The sequence below is a fragment of the Actinoalloteichus caeruleus genome (assembly GCF_049311605.1).
Taxonomy (GTDB): Bacteria; Actinomycetota; Actinomycetes; order Mycobacteriales; family Pseudonocardiaceae; genus Actinoalloteichus_B; species Actinoalloteichus_B caeruleus.
The window spans coordinates 929,375-946,829 of the sequence record NZ_CP186005.1; the positions used below are offsets into that span (position 1 = coordinate 929,375).

General features: G+C 74.5%; 19 protein-coding genes. 14 read left to right on the plus strand and 5 right to left on the minus strand.

The window, feature by feature from the left end; all coding sequences use genetic code 11:
- The first annotated feature begins 164 nt into the window (after positions 1-164).
- From ACOJVX_RS04150 to ACOJVX_RS04160, 3 genes are all read left to right on the plus strand, one after another.
- On the plus strand, positions 165-938 hold the full coding sequence (locus ACOJVX_RS04150; protein WP_103055703.1) for a peptidyl-tRNA hydrolase: 774 nt from the start codon (positions 165-167) through the stop codon (positions 936-938).
- A gap of 116 nt (positions 939-1,054) precedes the next feature.
- Positions 1,055-1,285: a hypothetical protein gene (locus ACOJVX_RS04155; protein WP_156038275.1), complete on the plus strand. Its 231-nt coding sequence runs from the start codon at positions 1,055-1,057 to the stop codon at positions 1,283-1,285.
- 70 nt (positions 1,286-1,355) lie between these two features.
- On the plus strand, positions 1,356-2,366 hold the full coding sequence (locus tag ACOJVX_RS04160) for an MsnO8 family LLM class oxidoreductase (protein ID WP_422647267.1): 1,011 nt from the start codon (positions 1,356-1,358) through the stop codon (positions 2,364-2,366).
- 58 nt (positions 2,367-2,424) lie between these two features.
- Here ACOJVX_RS04160 and ACOJVX_RS04165 read toward each other — a convergent pair whose 3' ends face one another.
- The 4 genes from ACOJVX_RS04165 to ACOJVX_RS04180 all read right to left on the minus strand — a co-directional run bounded on the left by ACOJVX_RS04165 (position 2,425) and on the right by ACOJVX_RS04180 (position 7,740).
- Positions 2,425-4,557: an ATP-dependent DNA helicase gene (locus ACOJVX_RS04165; RefSeq protein WP_418155054.1), complete on the minus strand. Its 2,133-nt coding sequence runs from the start codon at positions 4,555-4,557 to the stop codon at positions 2,425-2,427.
- A 494-nt stretch (positions 4,558-5,051) separates the two neighbouring features.
- On the minus strand, positions 5,052-5,648 hold the full coding sequence (locus ACOJVX_RS04170) for a biotin transporter BioY (protein ID WP_026417203.1): 597 nt from the start codon (positions 5,646-5,648) through the stop codon (positions 5,052-5,054).
- Positions 5,649-5,790: 142 nt separating this feature from the next.
- Complete coding sequence (locus tag ACOJVX_RS04175; protein WP_418155055.1) at positions 5,791-6,360, minus strand: isochorismatase family protein; 570 nt, start codon at positions 6,358-6,360, stop codon at positions 5,791-5,793.
- 81 nt (positions 6,361-6,441) lie between these two features.
- Positions 6,442-7,740, minus strand: a complete 1,299-nt coding sequence (locus ACOJVX_RS04180; protein WP_418155056.1) for a nicotinate phosphoribosyltransferase — start codon at positions 7,738-7,740, stop codon at positions 6,442-6,444.
- Positions 7,741-7,848: 108 nt separating this feature from the next.
- Here ACOJVX_RS04180 and clpS point away from each other — a divergent pair, with 108 nt between their 5' ends.
- From clpS to ACOJVX_RS04220, 8 genes are all read left to right on the plus strand, one after another.
- A complete protein-coding gene (clpS, locus tag ACOJVX_RS04185; RefSeq protein WP_026417200.1) occupies positions 7,849-8,148 on the plus strand; it encodes an ATP-dependent Clp protease adapter ClpS in 300 nt (99 codons plus the stop codon).
- A gap of 192 nt (positions 8,149-8,340) precedes the next feature.
- Positions 8,341-8,904: a DUF2017 domain-containing protein gene (locus ACOJVX_RS04190; RefSeq protein ID WP_026417199.1), complete on the plus strand. Its 564-nt coding sequence runs from the start codon at positions 8,341-8,343 to the stop codon at positions 8,902-8,904.
- Positions 8,901-9,980: a P1 family peptidase gene (locus ACOJVX_RS04195; protein WP_422647268.1), complete on the plus strand. Its 1,080-nt coding sequence runs from the start codon at positions 8,901-8,903 to the stop codon at positions 9,978-9,980. The genes ACOJVX_RS04190 and ACOJVX_RS04195 overlap by 4 nt, the downstream gene beginning before the upstream one ends.
- Positions 9,981-10,586: 606 nt before the next feature.
- Positions 10,587-10,835: a hypothetical protein gene (locus tag ACOJVX_RS04200; protein ID WP_030146987.1), complete on the plus strand. Its 249-nt coding sequence runs from the start codon at positions 10,587-10,589 to the stop codon at positions 10,833-10,835.
- 2 nt (positions 10,836-10,837) lie between these two features.
- Positions 10,838-11,482 (plus strand): hypothetical protein, encoded by a 645-nt coding sequence (locus ACOJVX_RS04205; protein ID WP_030104066.1) that lies wholly within the window; start codon positions 10,838-10,840, stop codon positions 11,480-11,482.
- 9 nt (positions 11,483-11,491) lie between these two features.
- Complete coding sequence (locus ACOJVX_RS04210) at positions 11,492-11,947, plus strand: Mov34/MPN/PAD-1 family protein (protein WP_026417195.1); 456 nt, start codon at positions 11,492-11,494, stop codon at positions 11,945-11,947.
- A gap of 71 nt (positions 11,948-12,018) precedes the next feature.
- The gene (locus ACOJVX_RS04215; protein WP_026417194.1) at positions 12,019-12,291 is read left to right on the plus strand and encodes a MoaD/ThiS family protein; all 273 of its coding nucleotides are present in this window, start codon (positions 12,019-12,021) and stop codon (positions 12,289-12,291) included.
- Between the two features lie 62 nt (positions 12,292-12,353).
- The gene (locus ACOJVX_RS04220) at positions 12,354-13,304 is read left to right on the plus strand and encodes a PLP-dependent cysteine synthase family protein (RefSeq protein ID WP_026417193.1); all 951 of its coding nucleotides are present in this window, start codon (positions 12,354-12,356) and stop codon (positions 13,302-13,304) included.
- A 467-nt stretch (positions 13,305-13,771) separates the two neighbouring features.
- Here the strand turns inward: ACOJVX_RS04220 and ACOJVX_RS04225 are convergent, their stop codons facing one another.
- Positions 13,772-14,644 (minus strand): SMP-30/gluconolactonase/LRE family protein, encoded by an 873-nt coding sequence (locus ACOJVX_RS04225; RefSeq protein ID WP_026417192.1) that lies wholly within the window; start codon positions 14,642-14,644, stop codon positions 13,772-13,774.
- Positions 14,645-14,945: 301 nt separating this feature from the next.
- Here ACOJVX_RS04225 and ACOJVX_RS04230 point away from each other — a divergent pair, with 301 nt between their 5' ends.
- From ACOJVX_RS04230 to ACOJVX_RS04240, 3 genes are all read left to right on the plus strand, one after another.
- Positions 14,946-15,587, plus strand: a complete 642-nt coding sequence (locus ACOJVX_RS04230; protein WP_026417191.1) for a rhomboid family intramembrane serine protease — start codon at positions 14,946-14,948, stop codon at positions 15,585-15,587.
- 35 nt (positions 15,588-15,622) lie between these two features.
- Positions 15,623-16,441 carry a glutamate racemase gene (murI, locus tag ACOJVX_RS04235; RefSeq protein WP_035273341.1) on the plus strand — a complete coding sequence of 273 codons (819 nt, stop codon included), beginning with the start codon at positions 15,623-15,625 and terminating at the stop codon, positions 16,439-16,441.
- 101 nt (positions 16,442-16,542) lie between these two features.
- The gene (locus tag ACOJVX_RS04240) at positions 16,543-17,316 is read left to right on the plus strand and encodes an MBL fold metallo-hydrolase (RefSeq protein WP_418155060.1); all 774 of its coding nucleotides are present in this window, start codon (positions 16,543-16,545) and stop codon (positions 17,314-17,316) included.
- Positions 17,317-17,455 lie beyond the last annotated feature (139 nt).

Sequence of the window (17,455 nt, forward strand, 5' to 3'; positions counted from 1 at the left end):
GCCGGGCCCGCCGCGAGGACGTGCGACCGGGGGGCGGTGCCAGCCGGCCCGCCCGCCGGGTCGCTACTGCCAGCCGCGCCAAGCCGCACCGGGTACGGGCGTCCCTAGGCCGAGGAGCGGACGCGCCTGACCGGTGACGTGGCGTGAGTTGGCAGGATTGGGGCATGTCCGTCCTCGCACCCCTGGCCGCCAGGTACGCGCACTGGCTCGGCCTGCCGGCCGAGTCGACCGGAGACACCACGGAGGAGGACCCCGATCGGGTCGTCCTGATGCCGGTGGTGCTGCGCATCGAACGCGGCGACCCCCCGACGCGCACCGCGCTGCTGGAGGCGGCCGCCTCGGCTGCCCTCGCCGTCACCCTGGACGACCGCGCCGCGCCGGGCGGGGAGTGGCACGAGGCGGTCGCCACCTGGGTGTCGGGGCGCATCAGGAAGGTGTCCCGCCGGGCGAGGGGGGCGCACTGGCAGGCGGTCCAGCAGCTCCCGGGGCACACGGTGGAACTGCCCACCGGGTCGGCGAGGGCGCTGCTGCCGAGCCGGGTCGCGGACATGCCACGGGAACTGACCCGCCTCCAGATCTCCGGGAGCGAGGTGCCGGTCGACGAACCCGGCCCGCCGGAACCCGGAGTCCCGGTGCTCTGGCTGACGCCGGAGACGACGATGACGGCCGGCAAGGCGGCGGCCCAGGTGGGCCACGCCTCCATGCTGCTGGCGGCACTGACCGAGCAGGACACGGGTGGGGTGACCCGGCTGCGGGAATGGGCGGACCGGGACTTCCGCTGCGCGGTGCGCCAGGCCGACCACGCGACCTGGCGACGGGTGTCACCGGGCGCGGACCCGGCGTCGGCCTGGCGCGACCGGGGGGTCGTGGCGGTCCGGGACGCCGGGTTCACCGAGATCGCGCCGGGCACGGTCACCGTCATCGCCGAGTGGCGGTGACCCGGTGCCGTCCGGCCGAGGTGCCGGCTCGGCCAGCCCCGGAGCCGGCAGGTCCTCGCCGGTGGGAATCCGGGGCGGAGAGCCTGCCGGCATGCTGGGTTGATCGGGTCCGAACCGTGCTGAGGAGGGGGCGGTTCGCCGTGCACGTCGAGACGGGTGGAGCCGGCGGCGGTGACGCCGCGACCGGCAGGATGGCGGGCGGCGTCGCCCGTTTCAGGGCCGAGGCCGCCGCCGGGAGGGTCTCGATCGACCCGGAGAGGGCCGAGAGCATGGCAGCCAGGATCGACGCCATCCGTGGCCGGGTAGCCCGGATGCCACGAGCCGAGCGCTCCCCGCTCTCGACGTGACCCAGGCGACACGAGCACCCGGCAGGAATCACCGGCGCCCCGGGTTGTACCCGGTATGGGGTTCGACACGGTGAGGCTGTCCCTGCTGGACCGCTCCCGCACGCGCGCGGGCTCGCCCGACTCGCGGGCGGTGTGGAACACCGTGGAGCGCGCGAACTGGGCGGAGCGGTTCGGGTACCACCGCTTCTGGGTGGCCGAACACCACGCCGTGCCCGGGGTGGCGGGGGCGAGCCCGGCCGTGCTGGTCGGTGCGGTGGCGGCCAGGACCTCGCGTATCCGGGTCGGCGCGGGTGGGGTGATGCTGCCCAACCACCCACCGCTGGTGGTGGCCGAGCAGTTCTCCACGCTCTCCGCGTTGTACCCGGGCCGGGTGGACCTCGGGCTCGGGCGCTCGCTGGGTTTCACGCCTCCCGTCCGGCGGGCCCTGCGGCGGGACAGGGACGCCCCCGACACCTTCGCCGACGACATGGCGGAACTCGCCGGTTACCTGTCCGGGACGGGCGCGGTGACGCTGCGGCCGGCGCCCGAGGAAACCGTGCCGCTCTTCGTGCTCACCGGCGGCGGCGGGGTGGGGCTGGCGGCCGAGGCGGGCCTGCCCGTGGTGGTCGCCGGGCCACTGCTGGACATCGACCGCGACCCGGGCCGGACCCGAGCGGTCCTGGACGGCTACCGGGAAGCGTTCCGGCCGTCCCCGAGCCAGCCCCGGCCCCACGTCGTGGTGTCCCTGGACGTCATGGTCGCCGACTCGGCGGCGGAGGCCGCCCACCTGCTGCTGCCGGAGGCGTGGGCGATGGCGGCCGCCCGGACGCGCGGCGAGTTCCCACCGCTGGAACCGGTGTCCGACGTCCTGGCCCGCGACCTGACCGACCGTGAACGCCGCTACCTGGAGGAGACCCGCTCCGGGGCGATCCACGGCGACCGGACCGAGGTCGCCGAGCACCTCGGCCGGCTGCTGGCGGTGACGGGGGCGGACGAGCTGCTCGCCTCGACCAGCACCTACGACCGGGACGCCCTGCGGCGTTCGGACCAGCTGCTCGCGGAGATCTTCGGAGCCCAGTCCCCGGGAAGTCTCCCCGGTTGACGCGGCCGGCCGGGCGCCAGGCCCGCCCCGGAGGCGCCCCGGTGACGTCGCGGCGGTGTCAGTCCTCGGCGGCCCGGCGCAGCCGCTCCAGGGCGCCCCGCACCACCCCGGGGTCGGTGGTGGGCCAGAACGGTGGCAGGGACGCCCGCAGGAATCCCCCGTAGCCGGCCGTCATCAGCCGGGGGTCCAGGACCGCGACCACGCCCCGGTCGTGCACGGACCGCAGCAACCGGCCGGCTCCCTGGGCGAGCAGCAGCGCGGCGTGGGTACCCGCGACGGAGAGGAACCCGTTCCCGCCCCTGGCCGCCACCGCGCGCTGCCGTGCCGTGGCCAACGGGTCATCCGGACGGGGGAACGGGATGCGGTCCATGACCACGAGTTGCAGGGACGGCCCCGGCACGTCCACCCCCTGCCACAGCGAGAGCGTGCCGAACAGGCAGGCGGCGGGGTCCTCGCTGAACTCGCGGACGAGCAGGGGTGTGCTGTCGTCGCCCTGGCACAGCAGTGGGACGTCGACCCGTTCCCGCAACACCTCGGCGGCCTGCTTCGCCGCCCGGGTGGAGGAGAACAGGCCCAGGGTGCGGCCGCCGGCGGCGGTGACGAGTTCGGCCAGCTCGTCCAGGTACTCCGGGGGCAGCCCGTCCCGGCCTGGTTTGGGGAGGTGCCTGGCGACGTAGAGGATGCCGCTGCGGGGGTGGTCGAAGGGCGACCCGACGTCGAGGCCGCTCCACGCCGGCCCGTCGGACCGGGGTGGTTCCTCCTCGGTGGCCACGCCGTCCACCTGGGCGGACGGGCGCGGCCCGGCGGGGAGCCCCCACTGCCGGCCCAGGGTGTCGAAGGACCCGCCCAGCGTCAGGGTCGCGGAGGTCAGGACCACCGTGCGCGGGCCGAACAGCTTCTCCCGCAGCAGGCCGCCGACCCCGATCGGAGCGACCCGCAGCGCGGGTGGGGTGGCCGGGCCGTCGCCCCACGGACGCGTCAGCCAGACCACGTCCCGTCGTTCGGTGAGTTCGGGTTCGAAGGCGTCGAGCAGCCGGACGGCCGTGTCGTGGAGCTCGTCGAGACCGGACACCGCCATCTTCCTGGCCGCGCTGGCCTCGGCGTCCTCCCGGCGGTTCGGACCGAACGCGGACAGGCAGGCGTGCGCGGCGTCGCGGACCGCCGCGACGGCCCCGCCCAACGCGGGCGGCAACGCCAACAGCTCGCCGGGGGAGAGGTCCTCGAAGGTGAGCGCCAGGCCGTCACCGGCTTCGGCGAGCCGATCCGCGATGTCCTCGGGGATCAGCCGGCCGCACCGCCGGACGGCGGTGGCGATCTCGGCGGCCGTCAGTTGCACGGTGGCCACGGAGGTCACCCGGTCCACCAGGTCGTGCGCCTCGTCGACGATCACGACCTCGTGTTCGGGGAGGACGGGAGCGTCTCCCATCGCGTCGATCGCCAGGAGGGCGTGGTTGGTCACGACGATGTCGGCGCGGGAGGCCTCGGCGCGGGCGCGTTCGGCGAAGCAGTCCGACCCCACCGGGCACTTCGACATGCCCAGGCACTCCTTGGCGGTCACCGACACCTGGCGCCACGCCTGCTCGGGAACGCCGGGGACCAGTTCGTCGCGGTCCCCGGTCTCCGTGTCCGACGACCACTCGTGGAGTCGGCGGACCTGCCTGCTCAGCGCCGACAGTTCGAAGGCGTCGAAGAGCGCCGTGCCTTCCGGCTCGTCCGGGGCGTCGCCGTGGACCCGGTTCAGGCACAGGTAGTTCCGCCGTCCCTTGAGGATCGCGACGGTCGGTTCCCTGCCCAGCAGCGGGGCGAGCGCCTTCGCCAGCCGGGGCAGGTCGCGGTCCACCAGCTGCCGTTGCAGGGCGATGGTGGCCGTGGACACGACCACGGTCGTCGAGTGCGCCACCGCGTGGCGGAGCGCGGGAACCAGGTAGGCGAGCGACTTCCCCGTCCCGGTGCCCGCCTGCACGGCCAGGTGTTCCCCGGTGTCGACGGCCCGCGCGACCGCCTGGGCCATCCGCTGCTGGCCGGGGCGGGGCGCGCCGCCCAGCGCGGCCACGGCCGCCGTGAGCAGCTCGTCGACGGGTGGGAGCCCGCCGTCGTCGGAGGACCGGGGGGTTGGCTCCCGCTCCGGATCGTCGAGGGTGGCGGTGCCGGCCTCCCCGGCCGAGGTCATGCTGGCGGGCGCGTCGGACACAGCGGGAGACGCTACCCGGTGGTGCCGTCAGCCCGGTCGGAGTGTCCCCGAACCGCGCCGTCCACCCCGCGCGTCCCGCCGGGCCGCGCCGCGACCGGGCGGATCGGGGGCGCGGTCATGCCCGCGTTCGGGCTCGTGTTCCGGTGTGTGTGCGGTGGGGCGACTCCGGGGGCCGGGGCGGCGTGCTTTGAGGTGCCCTCGGGCTGACAGCGGTGGGGACCTGGCGGCCAGTCGTGGACCCCCGCCCCTCGGTCGGCCGGGCGTTGGGCGGCCCCGGGTGGGTACGAGCGGGGCGCGCCGCACCCCGCCCTGACGAGCTCGGACGGCGAGCCGGGTCCGTGTCCCCCGCATCCGAGCGGTGGGGACCTCCCGGCCAGTCGTGGACCCCAGCCCCTCGGTCGGCCAGGTGCTGGGCGGCCCCGGGTGGGCCGAACATGCCGGGGGCCGCCGTCGACGTCGCGACGGCGGCCCCCGGAAGCCCGTGTGCGGCCAGGTCAGGACTTGCGACCCCGGTTCACCAACGACCAGGCGCCGGGCAGCACGCCGGCGGCCAGCGCGGTCTTCAGCGCGTCACCCACCAGGAACGGGACCACGCCGACGGTCAGCGCCGCACCCAGGCTCAGACCACCGGCGATCATCAGCCCCGGCACGCCGACCGCGTAGATCACCAGGTTTCCCAGGGCCATCGTCCCCACCGTGCGGAGCACGGTGCGGTCGCCGCCACGGCTCGCGAGGGCCCCCACCAGGGCGCCGGCGAGCAACATGCCCAGCAGGTAGCCGACGGTGGCACCGGTCAGGTAGGCGGTGCCGCCCTGGAACCACGGCACGCCCATCGCGCCGACCGCCAGGTACACGCCCATCGCCGCCGCCGCGCGCCGCCACCCCAGCGCGGATCCCACCAGCAGGACACCGAAGGTCTGGCCCGTGATCGGGACCGGGCTGCCCGGAACCGGCAACACCACCTGAGCGGTCAGCCCGACCAGACCGGCGGCGGCGAGAACGAGGACGATGTCCCTCGCCAGTGCTCCCGGCACGACGTCGGCGAGCACTCGGTAACGAGGCGTAGTCGTCGGTGAAGCGGCAACGGACACGGAAACCTCCCTGGCACGAACAAGCCTGTCGGCGCGAGCCTAACCGGGACGGCTCGACCCCCGGTAGTGCTGTGGTCAGACGCACGAGCTCCCTCACCGCCCCTACCAGCGAGTAGGTCGGGGCGGGGGTCCTCACGCGGGGTCACACGGTCAGCGGATCCCCCACCAGTTCCGCCCCGGCGGCGGAAAGGTCCTCCCTGGCCTGGGCGACGGACTCCGGGGAGACCCCGGCGGTCAGGCCCAACAACACCCGGGTCGGGAACCCCGAGGCGACGGCGTCCAGGGCGGTCGCCCGGACGCAGTGGCCGGTGGCCAGCCCCACCACGTCGACCCGGTCGACCTGGTGGCCGCGCAGCCAGTCCGCCAGCGGCGTGCCCTGCTCGGTCGTGCCCTCGAACCCCGAGTAGGCGGCCGAGTAGGCGCCCTTGGAGAACACCGCCTCGATCCGGCTCACGTCCAGTTCGGGGTGGAACGCGGCGCCGGCCGTCCCCGCCACGCAGTGCACCGGCCAGGTGTCGACGAAGTCGGGGTCCCCGCTGAAGTGGCCGCCGGGGTCCACGTGGTAGTCCCGGGTGGCGACCACGTGGTCGTACTCGCCACCCCGGATCAGGTCCGAGACCGCCCTGGCCACCGAGGCCCCGCCGGCGACGGCGAGCGCTCCCCCCTCGCAGAAGTCGATCTGCACGTCGACGACGATCAGCGCGCTGGTCATGTCCTCACCTCGTTCTCCTCGCCCGTCTGTGGGGTTCCCACCCGGCCGCGTGTCCCACCCGGTCCGGTGGCGCGTTCGCGGTCAGGCGAAGACCGTCGGGATGGCCGGCTCTCCCCGGGAGAGGGTCAGTCCCTCCCACGGGACGCTCACCAACGCCCTGCGCAGCCGTTCCCGACCGTCCTCCAGCGTGGGCGCGTCCGCCACGGGGCCGCCGTCCCGCCACACCGGCCGTTGGAGCAACCGGTCGTGCGGGCCGAGTTCCGGTACCGGCCCGGCGGTGGGGAACACGACCTCCTCGGTGGCGGTCCCGGTCGGCCGGTGCCGGCGCAGCGCCGCCTTCCCCCCGCCCCGCGAGGTCTTGTGCGCGCTCCTCTTCTCCACCGGCCTGCCCTCCACCTCCACCAGCTTGTAGACCATGCCGGCCGCCGGCGCACCGGATCCGGTCACCACGGAGGTCCCGACCCCGTAGGCGTCCACCGGCTCCGCGCGCAGCGCGGCGATGGAGTACTCGTCGAGGTCCCCGGACACCACGATCTTGGTGCCGGTGGCGCCCAACCGGTCGAGCTGGTCCCTGGCCTGCCTGGCCAGTACTCCGACGTCTCCCGAGTCGATGCGGATCGCGCCGAGCTCCGGTCCGGCGACCGCCACGGCGGTCTCGATGCCCCGGGCGATGTCGTAGGTGTCGACCAACAGGGTGGTGCCGGTGCCGAGCACGGCGAGCTGGGAACGGAACGCCGTCGCCTCGTCGTCGTGCAGCAGGGTGAACGCGTGCGCCGAGGTGCCGGTCGTGGGTATTCCGTACCGCCGGCCGCACTCGAGGTTGGAGGTCGAGTGGAAGCCGGCGAGGTAGGCGGCGCGGCTCGCCGCCAGGGCCGACTCCTCGTGCGTGCGCCGCGAGCCCATCTCGATCAGCCGGCGCCCGTTGGCGGCGCTCACCATCCGGGCCGCCGCGGACGCCACCGCGCTGTCGTGGTTGAGCACCGACAGCACCAGGGTCTCCAACAGCACCCCCTCCCCGAAGGGGGCGCGCACCGTCATGATCGGCGAACCCGGGAAGTACAGCTCCCCCTCCGGGTAGGCGTCGATCTCGCCGCTGAAGCGGTAGTCCGCCAGCCACGACAGCGTCGCCTCGTCGACCACGCCACCGTCGGACAGCCAGGCCAGTTCCCGCTCGCCGAAGCGGAAGTCGCGCAGCGCCTCCACCAGGCGCCCGAGTCCGGCGACCACGCCGTAGCGCCGGCCCAGCGGGAGGTTCCTGGCGAAGACCTCGAACACGCAGTCCCGGGCGGCGGTGCCGTCGCCGAGCGACGCGGAGACCATCGTCAGCTCGTAGCGGTCGGTGAACAGCGCGGTGCTCGCGGAGGGCAGTCCCGTCGACATAAGGCAGGAGCCTACGTCGGGGACCTGACCGCGTGCCCTGCTCGCGTCCGCACCCGCGAGGTGAGGTGCGTGACAGGTCGGACGAATGGCTCATGTCACCATGGAGGCATGAACAGCCCAGTCGAGCTGGAGCGCGCCCAGGTCGATCCGTTGGGTCGCGAGGTCGGCTCCGAGGACCGGCCGTGGATGACCGTGGTCTGGAACGACCCCGTGAACCTCATGTCGTACGTGACCTACGTGTTCCAGAAGCTGTTCGGGTACAGCAAGGACCACGCCACGAAGCTCATGCTGGACGTCCACCAGAAGGGCAGAGCGGTGGTGTCCTCCGGGGGCAAGGACAAGGTGGAGGCCGACGTGGCGAAGCTGCACGCCGCGGGCCTGTGGGCCACGATGCAACGCGACTCCTGACCCACCCGCCTGTCCCGGCGGTGCCGGTCGGACCCGTCCAGGCGCACCGTCCCGCGCCAGGGCCGCCAGCGGCGGGCGCGCGGCGACCGGCGCGGATCGGCACGCGACCACCGCGTTTCCAGGATCACTGAGCACGGAGAGAAGGGGGATCGGCGCGGCCGGCGGTCGTCGGCGGTGCGCCGGAACAGCGCGATGAACGGGTGGAGCCGACGGGGAACGGTCCTGGTCACCGACTTCTCCAGGCAGGAGGCCGCCGTGCTGCGCGGCCTGGTGGGGCAGGTCCACGAGATGCTGTCCGGGCGGGCCGACGACGGTCCCAGGGACGAGCTGGCCGAGCTCACCGGGATCCGGACCGGGCACTCGACCGCCCCCGACGACCCGGTGCTCCGCCGGCTGCTGCCGGACTTCCACCGGGCCGAGGAGGAGGACGGCGAGCTCAGCGAGCGGGACAGCGACTCGGCGGCGGCCCTGCGGTCGGTGCACGAACCCGAGTTGTTGGAGCACAAGACCGGGGTGGCCCAGGTGGTGCTGGACACCTGCCCGGAGTCCGGCGGTCGCATCGAGCTGGCGGACGAGCAGGCCGACGCCTGGCTGGCCGCGCTGAACGACGTGCGGCTCGCCCTGGGCACCGCCCTGGACATCAGGGAGGACGGCCCCGAGGAGGTCGCGCAGGACGACCCCCGGGCCCCGCACCTGGGTGTCTACCACTGGCTCACGGTGGTCCAGGAAACGCTCGTGGAGGCGTTGACCTCGTGACCGGGGCCGGGACCGCCGACGTCACGCCGCCGACCCCGGGGCCCGGGAACGCCGTCACCGACGTGCCCGGCGTCCTGGTCGGCCACCACCACCGCCTCGACGCCGGCTGGGCGACCGGCTGCACGGTGCTGCTGACCCCGGAGGGCGTCACCGCCGGTGTGGACGTGCGGGGCGGCGCCCCGGGCACCCGCGAAACCGACCTGCTGGCCCCGGGTCGCCTGGTGGAACGCGTCAACGCGATCTGCCTGGCCGGCGGGAGCGCCTACGGGCTCGCCGCCGCCGACGGGGTGATGCGCTGGCTGGGCGCGCGGGGACACGGGTTCCGGGTGGGCCCCGAACCGGGGAACACCGGCGGCGCCGTCGACGGGCCGGTGCCCAACGTCGTGCCCATCGTGCCGGCCGCCGTGCTCTTCGACCTGGAGGAGACCGCGTGGGGACGGGTCCCCGACGCCGGGTTCGGCCACCACGCCTGCGAGGACGCCAGCGGGGAACCACCGGCCACCGGGTCGGTCGGCGCCGGTGCCGGCGCGGCCGCCGGCTCGCTGCGGGGCGGCGTCGGCACCGCCAGCGTCCTGCTCCCCACGGGGTGGACGGTGGGAGCGTTGACGGTGGCGAACCCGGCGGGTGAGGTGGTCGACCCGGCCACCGGCCTCCCGTTCGACTGGCCCCTCGGCTTCCCCGGCGAGTTCGGCCTGGTCCCCCCGTCGGCGGACGAGATCCGCCGCGCCGCGGCCCGGCGCGCACCGGCCCGCTCCCTCAACACCCTGATCGGCGCGGTCGCCACGGACGCCGACCTGACCCGCGCCGAGTGCGGCAGGGTCGCGGCCGTCGCCCACGACGGCATCGCCAGGAGTGTCCGCCCCGCGCACTCGGTGTTCGACGGGGACACCCTCTTCACCCTGGCGACCGGACGCCGGCCGCTGCCCACCGGACCGGCCCGCACCGCCCTGGTGGACGAACTCGCGCAGGCCGCGGCGGACGTCGTGGCCCGGGCCGTGGTGCACGCGGTGCTCGCCGCCGCGCCGGGGGGTGTGGTGCCCAGCTACCGGGAGCTCTACCCCTCGGCCCTCGGCTGAGGCCGGGGCGGGGTCGGGGTCCGGGGGCGCTCCCGCCGGCTTCGGGGTCCGCCTGGTCTCCCAGCTCGCCGGGCTCCCCAGCACCCACCCGGTGCCCCGCCTCCCCGTCACCGTTGTCGGAGCTCCTGGTCAAGGAGTCGTCGTCGCCAGGCCCGGCATGACCGGCGGCCCGAGTCGAGCGCATGATCCGGGGGTGGTGTCACCGGGTCTGGTGGCGTCGAGACCGTTGATGGGGACACGGCCACCGGCTCGGGAGGTCTCGTCGTCACGGGGGTGCCGGCCGTCGACGCCCTGCCCGGTGACCACTCGCGGCGAGTGAACGGCAGGTGGACGAACAGCGGTTCCGGGGTGTTCCTTGGCCTGGATGTCGGCAAGGACGCCCCCGCCCGAGGCGGTCCCGTCGTCGGGGGCCGGGGTCCCCGCGCCCGAGGCGACCGGCCGGGGCCTGGGTACCGGCGCCGGGGCGACGGGAGCGAGGCACGCGTTGACGCCGGGCACGGAACCACTGGGCCGTCCGGAGGAGTCGGTGTCGTTCCCTCCCGCGTATGGCGGAAGTTCACCGTCGAGGCCGCTAACACTCCGTGGCACCCGACCGATGATCCGATCATGAACGCACCAGGGGCCAGGTGGTCCGTGCTGCTTCGCGACGATGCCAGGAACGACATCGCCACCGTTGCCTCGGCGCTGATGCTGACCCTGCACGTCAGCGCGGACGAGGCCCTGCGCCGCACCCTCGCCGTCCGAGGGCTCGGTTCCGCCGAGATCGCCAGTGCCGAGGACGTCGAGGAGGCCGAGGCGATCGCCTCCCGCCTCCAGTTCCTCGGGCTGTCCCCGACTCTGCTCCAGGAGGCATGAGGGTGAGCACTCCCGCGATGACCCCACCGGTTCCCTCGCGGGAGGCGGGCGGACACGCGGCGGCGGCCCTGCACGACGGCCGGGTGGTCCTCACGATGTCCGAGGACACCGCCGAGGTCCTGCGGCACCTCGTGGTGGAACTGGCCGCCGAACTCGCCGGGCCGAGCCGGCCGGCCGCTCCCGCGCGCCGGTGGTGGCAGCACCGCGACGACCAGGACCTGGACCGCCGGTTGTTCCCCGCCGTCCACCCGGACCCGGTGGTGGAGGCCCGGTACGGGGACGAGCGGCGGGCCGGGCTGCGCGCCGAGGTGTTGGCCGCCGCCCGCAGGGTGTTGGCGGCCGGCGGTTTCGCCGAGGTGCGGATCGACCCGGCCGAGGTGCCCGACTGGATCTCCGTGCTCGGTCACGCGCAACTCCGCCTGGCCCGGCGGGATGACCTCCGGGTCGCGGCCCGCGCCCGCCGGGGTCGCCCGGACGCCGTCGCGGTCACCTGGTTGGCCTTCGTGCGGGGTCTCCTGGTGACCACGGTGTTCCCCAGCCTGGCCGGCGAGCTGCGGAAACTGGCCGCCGAAGCGGCCGCGCGAGGTCCGGTCGACGACCGCCGGCCCCCTGCCCACGATCTGGGATCGCCTCGACAGCGGCCGTAGGATTGACCTGTGCTGGTGATCCGACGCGACCTCGTGGACGCGATGGTGGCCCACGCCCGCCGGGACCACCCCGACGAGGCGTGCGGCGTCATCGCCGGACCGGAGGGCTCGGATCGTCCCGAGCGCCTCGTGGAGATGGTCAACGCCGAACGCTCGCCCACCTTCTACCGCTTCGACTCGATGGAACAGCTGCGGGTCTGGCGGGCGATGGACGAGGCCGACGAGGTCCCCGTCGTCATCTACCACTCGCACACCGCCACCGAGGCCTACCCGTCGCGGACGGACGTGTCCTTCGCGTCCGAACCGGACGCGCACTACGTGCTGGTGTCCACTCGGGACGCCCATGACGTCGAACTGCGTTCCTACCGCATCGTCGACGGGGTGGTCACCGAGGAACAGGTCGACGTCGTCGAGTCGTACATGTTCTCCCACACGGGAGCGGACGACGTGCCCGACGCCGACTGAGGCGACCCGGCCGGACGTCGTGCGGATCGGCGTCCCCTCCCCGAACACGGCACCGATCAGGAGGTACCACCATGGCAGTCAAGGTCTCGATCCCCACCATCCTGCGCACGCACACCAGCGGTGAGAAGTCCGTCGAGGCCAGTGGCGGCACGCTGGGACAGGTCATCGACGACCTGGAGTCCCGGCACGCCGGCCTGAAGGCCCGGCTGGTGAAGGAGGACGCGCTGCACCGCTTCATCAACGTCTACGTCAACGACGAGGACGTGCGGTTCTCGGGCGGGCTGAACGCCGAGGTCAAGGACGGCGACAACGTCACCATCCTTCCCGCGGTCGCCGGCGGCTGACGGGGTCACCTCCCGCCGGCCGCCGCCGCCCTCCCCGGGGCGAACCCACGAAGGAGCAGTCCGTGGCCAGATACGACTCCCTGCTCGACGCGCTGGGCGACACGCCGTTGGTGCGGCTCGCCCGCCTCTCACCCAGCGAGGACGTCCGGTTGTGGGCGAAGCTGGAGGACCGCAACCCGACGGGTTCGATCAAGGACCGGCCGGCCCTGGCCATGCTGGAGGCGGCCGAACGGGACGGTCGGCTCACTCCCGGCGCGACGATCCTGGAGCCCACCTCGGGCAACACCGGGATCGCGCTGGCGATGGCCGCTCGTCTCCGGGGCTACCGGATCATCTGCGTCATGCCGGAGAACACCTCGGTGGAGCGTCGGCAACTGTTGGCCGCCTACGGCGCGGAGATCAGGTTCTCCCCGGCGGCCGGCGGTTCGAACCAGGCCGTCGCGGTGGCCAAGGAACTCGCCGAGGAACACCCGGACTGGGTCATGCTTTACCAGTACGGGAACCCGGCGAACGCCGAGGCCCACTACTCGACGACGGGGCCGGAGATCCTGCGCGACCTGCCGGAGATCACCCACTTCGTCGGGGGGCTCGGCACCACGGGAACCCTCGTCGGCGTGGGCCGCTACCTGCGGGAACACCGACCCGGCGTGCAGGTCGTCGCCGCGGAGCCCCGCTACGGGGAACTGGTCTACGGCCTGCGGAACCTCGACGAGGGGTTCGTCCCCGAACTGTACGACCCCGAGGTCCTCACCGGCCGCTACTCCGTCGGCTCCTACGACGCGCTCCGCCGCACCCGGCAGCTGCTGACGGAGGAGGGCATCTTCGCCGGCATCTCCACCGGCGCCGTCCTGCACGCCGCGCTGGGCGTGGCCGAGAAGGTCGCCGGCGCGGGTGAGTCCGGTGACGTGGCGTTCGTGGTGGCCGACGGCGGCTGGAAGTACCTGTCCACCGGTGCCTACAGCGGTGACCTGACCGACGCGGCCCAACGCCTGGACACCCAGCTCTGGGCGTGACCGCCCGCTGCTCCTTCAGCCGTGGACCGGCCCCACCGGCGGTGTGGGACGGCGGCGGTCCGCCCGGCAGCACGCGGAGGGTGGACCGTGGTGGCGGTCGGGTCCGTCCGGAGGGGGGCGGCGTCCTCGTGGGACGGCCCCTGGAGCCGGACCCATGTCGGTTCCCCGGGAGGCGGGTCCCGGCGACGTGACCGAGCTGTTCCGCCGCCCCCTTGGCAGGTCGGTGAGCGGGGAGACGCGTTCGCGTCCTCCCCGCGGCGCCCTCCATCACACGGTGTCCTCGGGCCGCCCTGGTTCACCGGCCGCCGGATGGGGCGATCGCTGGGCCGGGGTTCGACCGACAGCCCGCCGGGGCGACGCCCCCGGGGCGGCGCTCAGCGTGGCACCCGCGTCGACGAGGGCTCGCGCGCCCGCCGGTCCTCCGCGGCCGCCCCGCCGGGACGGCGTCGACCGGAGGCCGGGACGGTTCAGCCCGGGAACACCGTCGACGGTTGTCCGGCACCCACGTCGGGCAGGACCAGCAACGACCCCGCCTCCGGCTCGTCGGCCAGCTGCTGGTCGCCCATCCCGTGCCGGGCGGAGGTGACGTAGAGGTCGGTGAACCCGATACCGCCGAACGCGCAGGCCGTCGGCCGGCTCACCGGCAGGCGGAACTCCCGGTCGAACGCCCCGTCCGGCGTGTGGCGCCGCACCGAGCCCGCGCCGTACATCGTCACCCAGACGCAGCCCTCGGCGTCCACCGCGATCCCACCGGGGAGCCCCTCGGACCGGTCGAAGGCCCGGAACTCCCGGCGGTTCCCCAAGGCGCCGGTGGACGCGTCGAAGTCGAAGACGTCGATGCGACGGCTGGTGGCGTCCACGAAGTACATGAGCCGCCAGTCCGGGCTCCAGCCCAGGCCGGCTCCGAGGCCGACCCCGTGGAGGGCGACCCGCGCCGCCCCGTCCGGTTCGACGCTGACCAGCCAGCCGTCGGTGCCGCCGCCGTCCGCGCGGGTCGTCGTCGCCCAGAGCCGCCCCGAGGGGTCCACCGCCGCCTCGCCGCCACGCACCCCGTCCCTGGCCCAGTACACGAGCCAGGTGCGGGTGTTGTCGGTGTCGATCAACGCGACCCCGTCCCGCAGGTTCGTGACGATGCCACCCCGGGACCGGGGGCGGGCCGCGCTGACGATCTGCGGCACGGACAGGACGTCGTCCTGGTCCCTCGCCGGCTGGTACCGGTGGACCTCCTGGCTGAAGGAGTCGACCCACAACAGCGAGTCGGCGCTCGCGTCCCAGGTCGGAGCGGCGCCCAGCACCGCCTGGGCGGCCACCGCCACCTCGCACGTCGTCGTTTCCGTCACGCCCAGACCCTCCGCCCCCGCGCGGTCAACCAGCCCTGTCAACCCGGCTGAGCCTATCGGCTGATCATGACGGAAGGGTCGCGAGCGGTGAACGGTCCGCCGTCGACCTGCCACCAACCCGGTGGCCCAGGCGCCCTGCTCAGGGGTTTTCCACCGGAGCGGCGGTGCGGGCGGAGGTCGACGCCGCACGGGGTCGTTCCTCGCCGGTCGGACCGGGGAGCGGCCAGGAAACCAGGGTGGCACCCGGGTCGTCCCGGAGGGGCGAAGTCGGTCCGGTGCGTACCCTCGAGGTGTGGATCCTGTGGTGAGCTCTCCCCGCCCGCCCGCGAAACGCGTGCTGCCCCCCAATCCCCGACAGGCCGCCGTCGTGGTCGGCGCGTTCGTCGCGCTCCTCTACGTGGTGCAGCTCGTCAACAGCCTCACCGGGGGTGGGCTGGTGCGGCACGGCATCCTCCCGCTGTCGCTCGCCGGCCTCGACGGGGTGCTGTGGGCGCCACTGCTGCACGGCAGCTGGCCGCACCTCCTCGGCAACACGGTGCCGGTGCTGGTGTTGGCGTTCCTGGCGATGTCCGGCGGGTTCGGGCAGTTCGCGGCCGTCACCGGCGTGATCTGGCTGGTGGGCGGGCTCGGCACCTGGGTCACGGGCGGCGTGGGGACCGCCCACGTCGGCGCGTCCGGCCTCATCTTCGGCTGGTTGGCGTTCCTGCTGGTCCGGGGGATCCTGAACCGGGCGCTCGGCCAGGTCCTGGTGTCCCTGGTGCTCTTCTTCGTCTGGGGCGGGATGCTGTGGGGCGTGTTGCCCACCACGCCGGGGATCTCCTGGCAGGGCCACCTCTTCGGCGCGATCGGCGGGCTGGTGGCCGCCTGGTTCGTCGCCAGGGCGAACAGCCGCGGCGCCGGCGCCGGGACGGCGCGCCCGAGGGTCCACGGCGGGTCCCCGTGACGCCCCGACCACCCGGCGACCGGGGGTGGCGGGAGATCACCGACCCGCACGCGCCCATCGGCGTCTTCGACTCCGGGGTGGGTGGGCTCACCGTCGCCAGGGCCATCACCGACCAGCTGCCCGCCGAGCACGTCCGCTACGTCGGTGACACCGCCAACGGCCCCTACGGTCCGCTGCGCATCGAGGAGATCAGGGAGCACGCGCTCTCCGTCGCAGACACCCTGGTCGACCAGGGGGTGAAGTTGCTGGTGATCGCCTGCAACAGCGCCTCGGCGGCCTGCCTGCGCGACGCGAGGGAACGCTACCCGGTCCCGGTGGTGGAGGTGGTCGTCCCCGCCGTCCGCCGCGCCGTCTCCGCCACCAGGTCCGGCCGGGTCGGCGTCATCGGCACCGAGGCGACCGTGCGGTCCCGGGCCTACCCGGACGCCTTCGCCGCGAACCCGAGGGTCACCGTGACCAGCGCGGCCTGCCCCCGGTTCGTCGACTTCGTGGAGCGGGGCGTCACCTCCGGTCGGCAGGTCCTCGGTCTGGCGCAGGGCTACCTGGAACCCCTCCAGGCCGCCGACGTCGACACCGTGGTGCTCGGCTGCACCCACTACCCGCTGCTGACCGGCGTCATCCAGATCGCGATGGGACCGGACGTCACCCTGGTGTCCAGCGCGGAGGAGACGGCGAAGGACGTCGTCCGGGTGCTCACCGAACGGGACCTCCTCCGCCCCTCGGAGCTGGTGGACTCCGCCGTGCGGTCCTACTCGGCCACCGGCCCGGCGGAACCCTTCGCGCGGCTGGCCCGCCGGTTCCTCGGCCCCCACTTCGCTGGCACCGGCACGGCCGTGCCGGCCGCCGCCGGCTGAACCGCCGCTCGGCAGGACCCCGTCCCCCACGACGGCACCCCGCGTCGGACGCGGGTCCGGGTCGTGCGGCTCGGGCCGCCCGGTTCCGGCAGGCTGGGGGCATGTTGTTGACGGTCCTCGGCTGCGCCGGCAGCGTGCCCTCACCCACCTCGCCCGCCTCCGGCTACCTGGTGACGACCGGGCGGACCCGGATCGCCCTCGACCTGGGCAACGGCACCCTCGGCCCGCTGACCGGCCACGTCGACCCGTTCGAGCTGGACGCGGTCCTGCTCTCCCACCTGCACGTCGACCACTGCGCCGACCTGGCCGCGTTGGTCGTCGCCCTCCGCCACCAGCCGCGCCGTCCCCGGCCCGCGCGGCGCCTGCCCGTCCACGCGCCGCGCGGCGCCGCGCGGCGGCTCGCCGGCCTCTACGCCGCCGAACCCGAGTCGGCCGCGACCACGGACCTGACCGACGTCCTCGACTTCCACGACCTGGAGGACCTCACCGCGACCCCGGCCGTGATCGGTGACCTGGAGGTCAGCGCGTTCCCCGTTCCCCACTCCTGCCCGGCGTTCGGGTTCCGCGTCCGGCACGGCGACCGGGTCCTCGCCTACACGGGGGACACGGGCGGTGGTCCGACCGTCCGACGTCTCGCGGAACAGGCCGACCTGCTGCTCGCCGAGGCGACCTGGCCGCACCGCCAGGGCGCCCCGCCCGGCCCGCACCTGTCGGGCCGGCAGGCCGGGGAACTCGCGAGGCGGGCGGGGGCGCGTCGGCTGCTGGTCACCCACGTCGCCCCCTGGGAGGACGCCTCGGAGGTCGCCGCCGAGGCCTCGCTGGCCTTCGGCGGGCCCACCGAACTGGCGGAGCCGGGCGCGCGCCACGAGGTGTGAGGGAGCCCGCCGGCCGAGCCGCCGCGCCACCACCGCGAGGAGCGACCGGCGGAGCGCTCCCCGGCGCGGCGGAGCGGCGCCGAGCCGGGCGGAGGTGGTCGGGTCCCCGCTCCGACACCCGGTGGGAACGACCGGTGGG

Bases quoted from the DNA above. Each gene is read 5' to 3' on its own strand.
- clpS (WP_026417200.1), top strand. From the start codon at position 7,849: ATGAACAGCCCAGTCGAGCTGGAGCGCGCCCAGGTCGATCCGTTGGGT.
- ACOJVX_RS04240 (WP_418155060.1), top strand. From the start codon at position 16,543: ATGTTGTTGACGGTCCTCGGCTGCGCCGGCAGCGTGCCCTCACCCACC.
- ACOJVX_RS04190 (WP_026417199.1), top strand. From the start codon at position 8,341: ATGAACGGGTGGAGCCGACGGGGAACGGTCCTGGTCACCGACTTCTCC.
- ACOJVX_RS04180 (WP_418155056.1), bottom strand. From the start codon at position 7,740: ATGTCGACGGGACTGCCCTCCGCGAGCACCGCGCTGTTCACCGACCGC.
- ACOJVX_RS04215 (WP_026417194.1), top strand. From the start codon at position 12,019: ATGGCAGTCAAGGTCTCGATCCCCACCATCCTGCGCACGCACACCAGC.
- ACOJVX_RS04175 (WP_418155055.1), bottom strand. From the start codon at position 6,360: ATGACCAGCGCGCTGATCGTCGTCGACGTGCAGATCGACTTCTGCGAG.
- ACOJVX_RS04150 (WP_103055703.1), top strand. From the start codon at position 165: ATGTCCGTCCTCGCACCCCTGGCCGCCAGGTACGCGCACTGGCTCGGC.
- ACOJVX_RS04200 (WP_030146987.1), top strand. From the start codon at position 10,587: ATGAACGCACCAGGGGCCAGGTGGTCCGTGCTGCTTCGCGACGATGCC.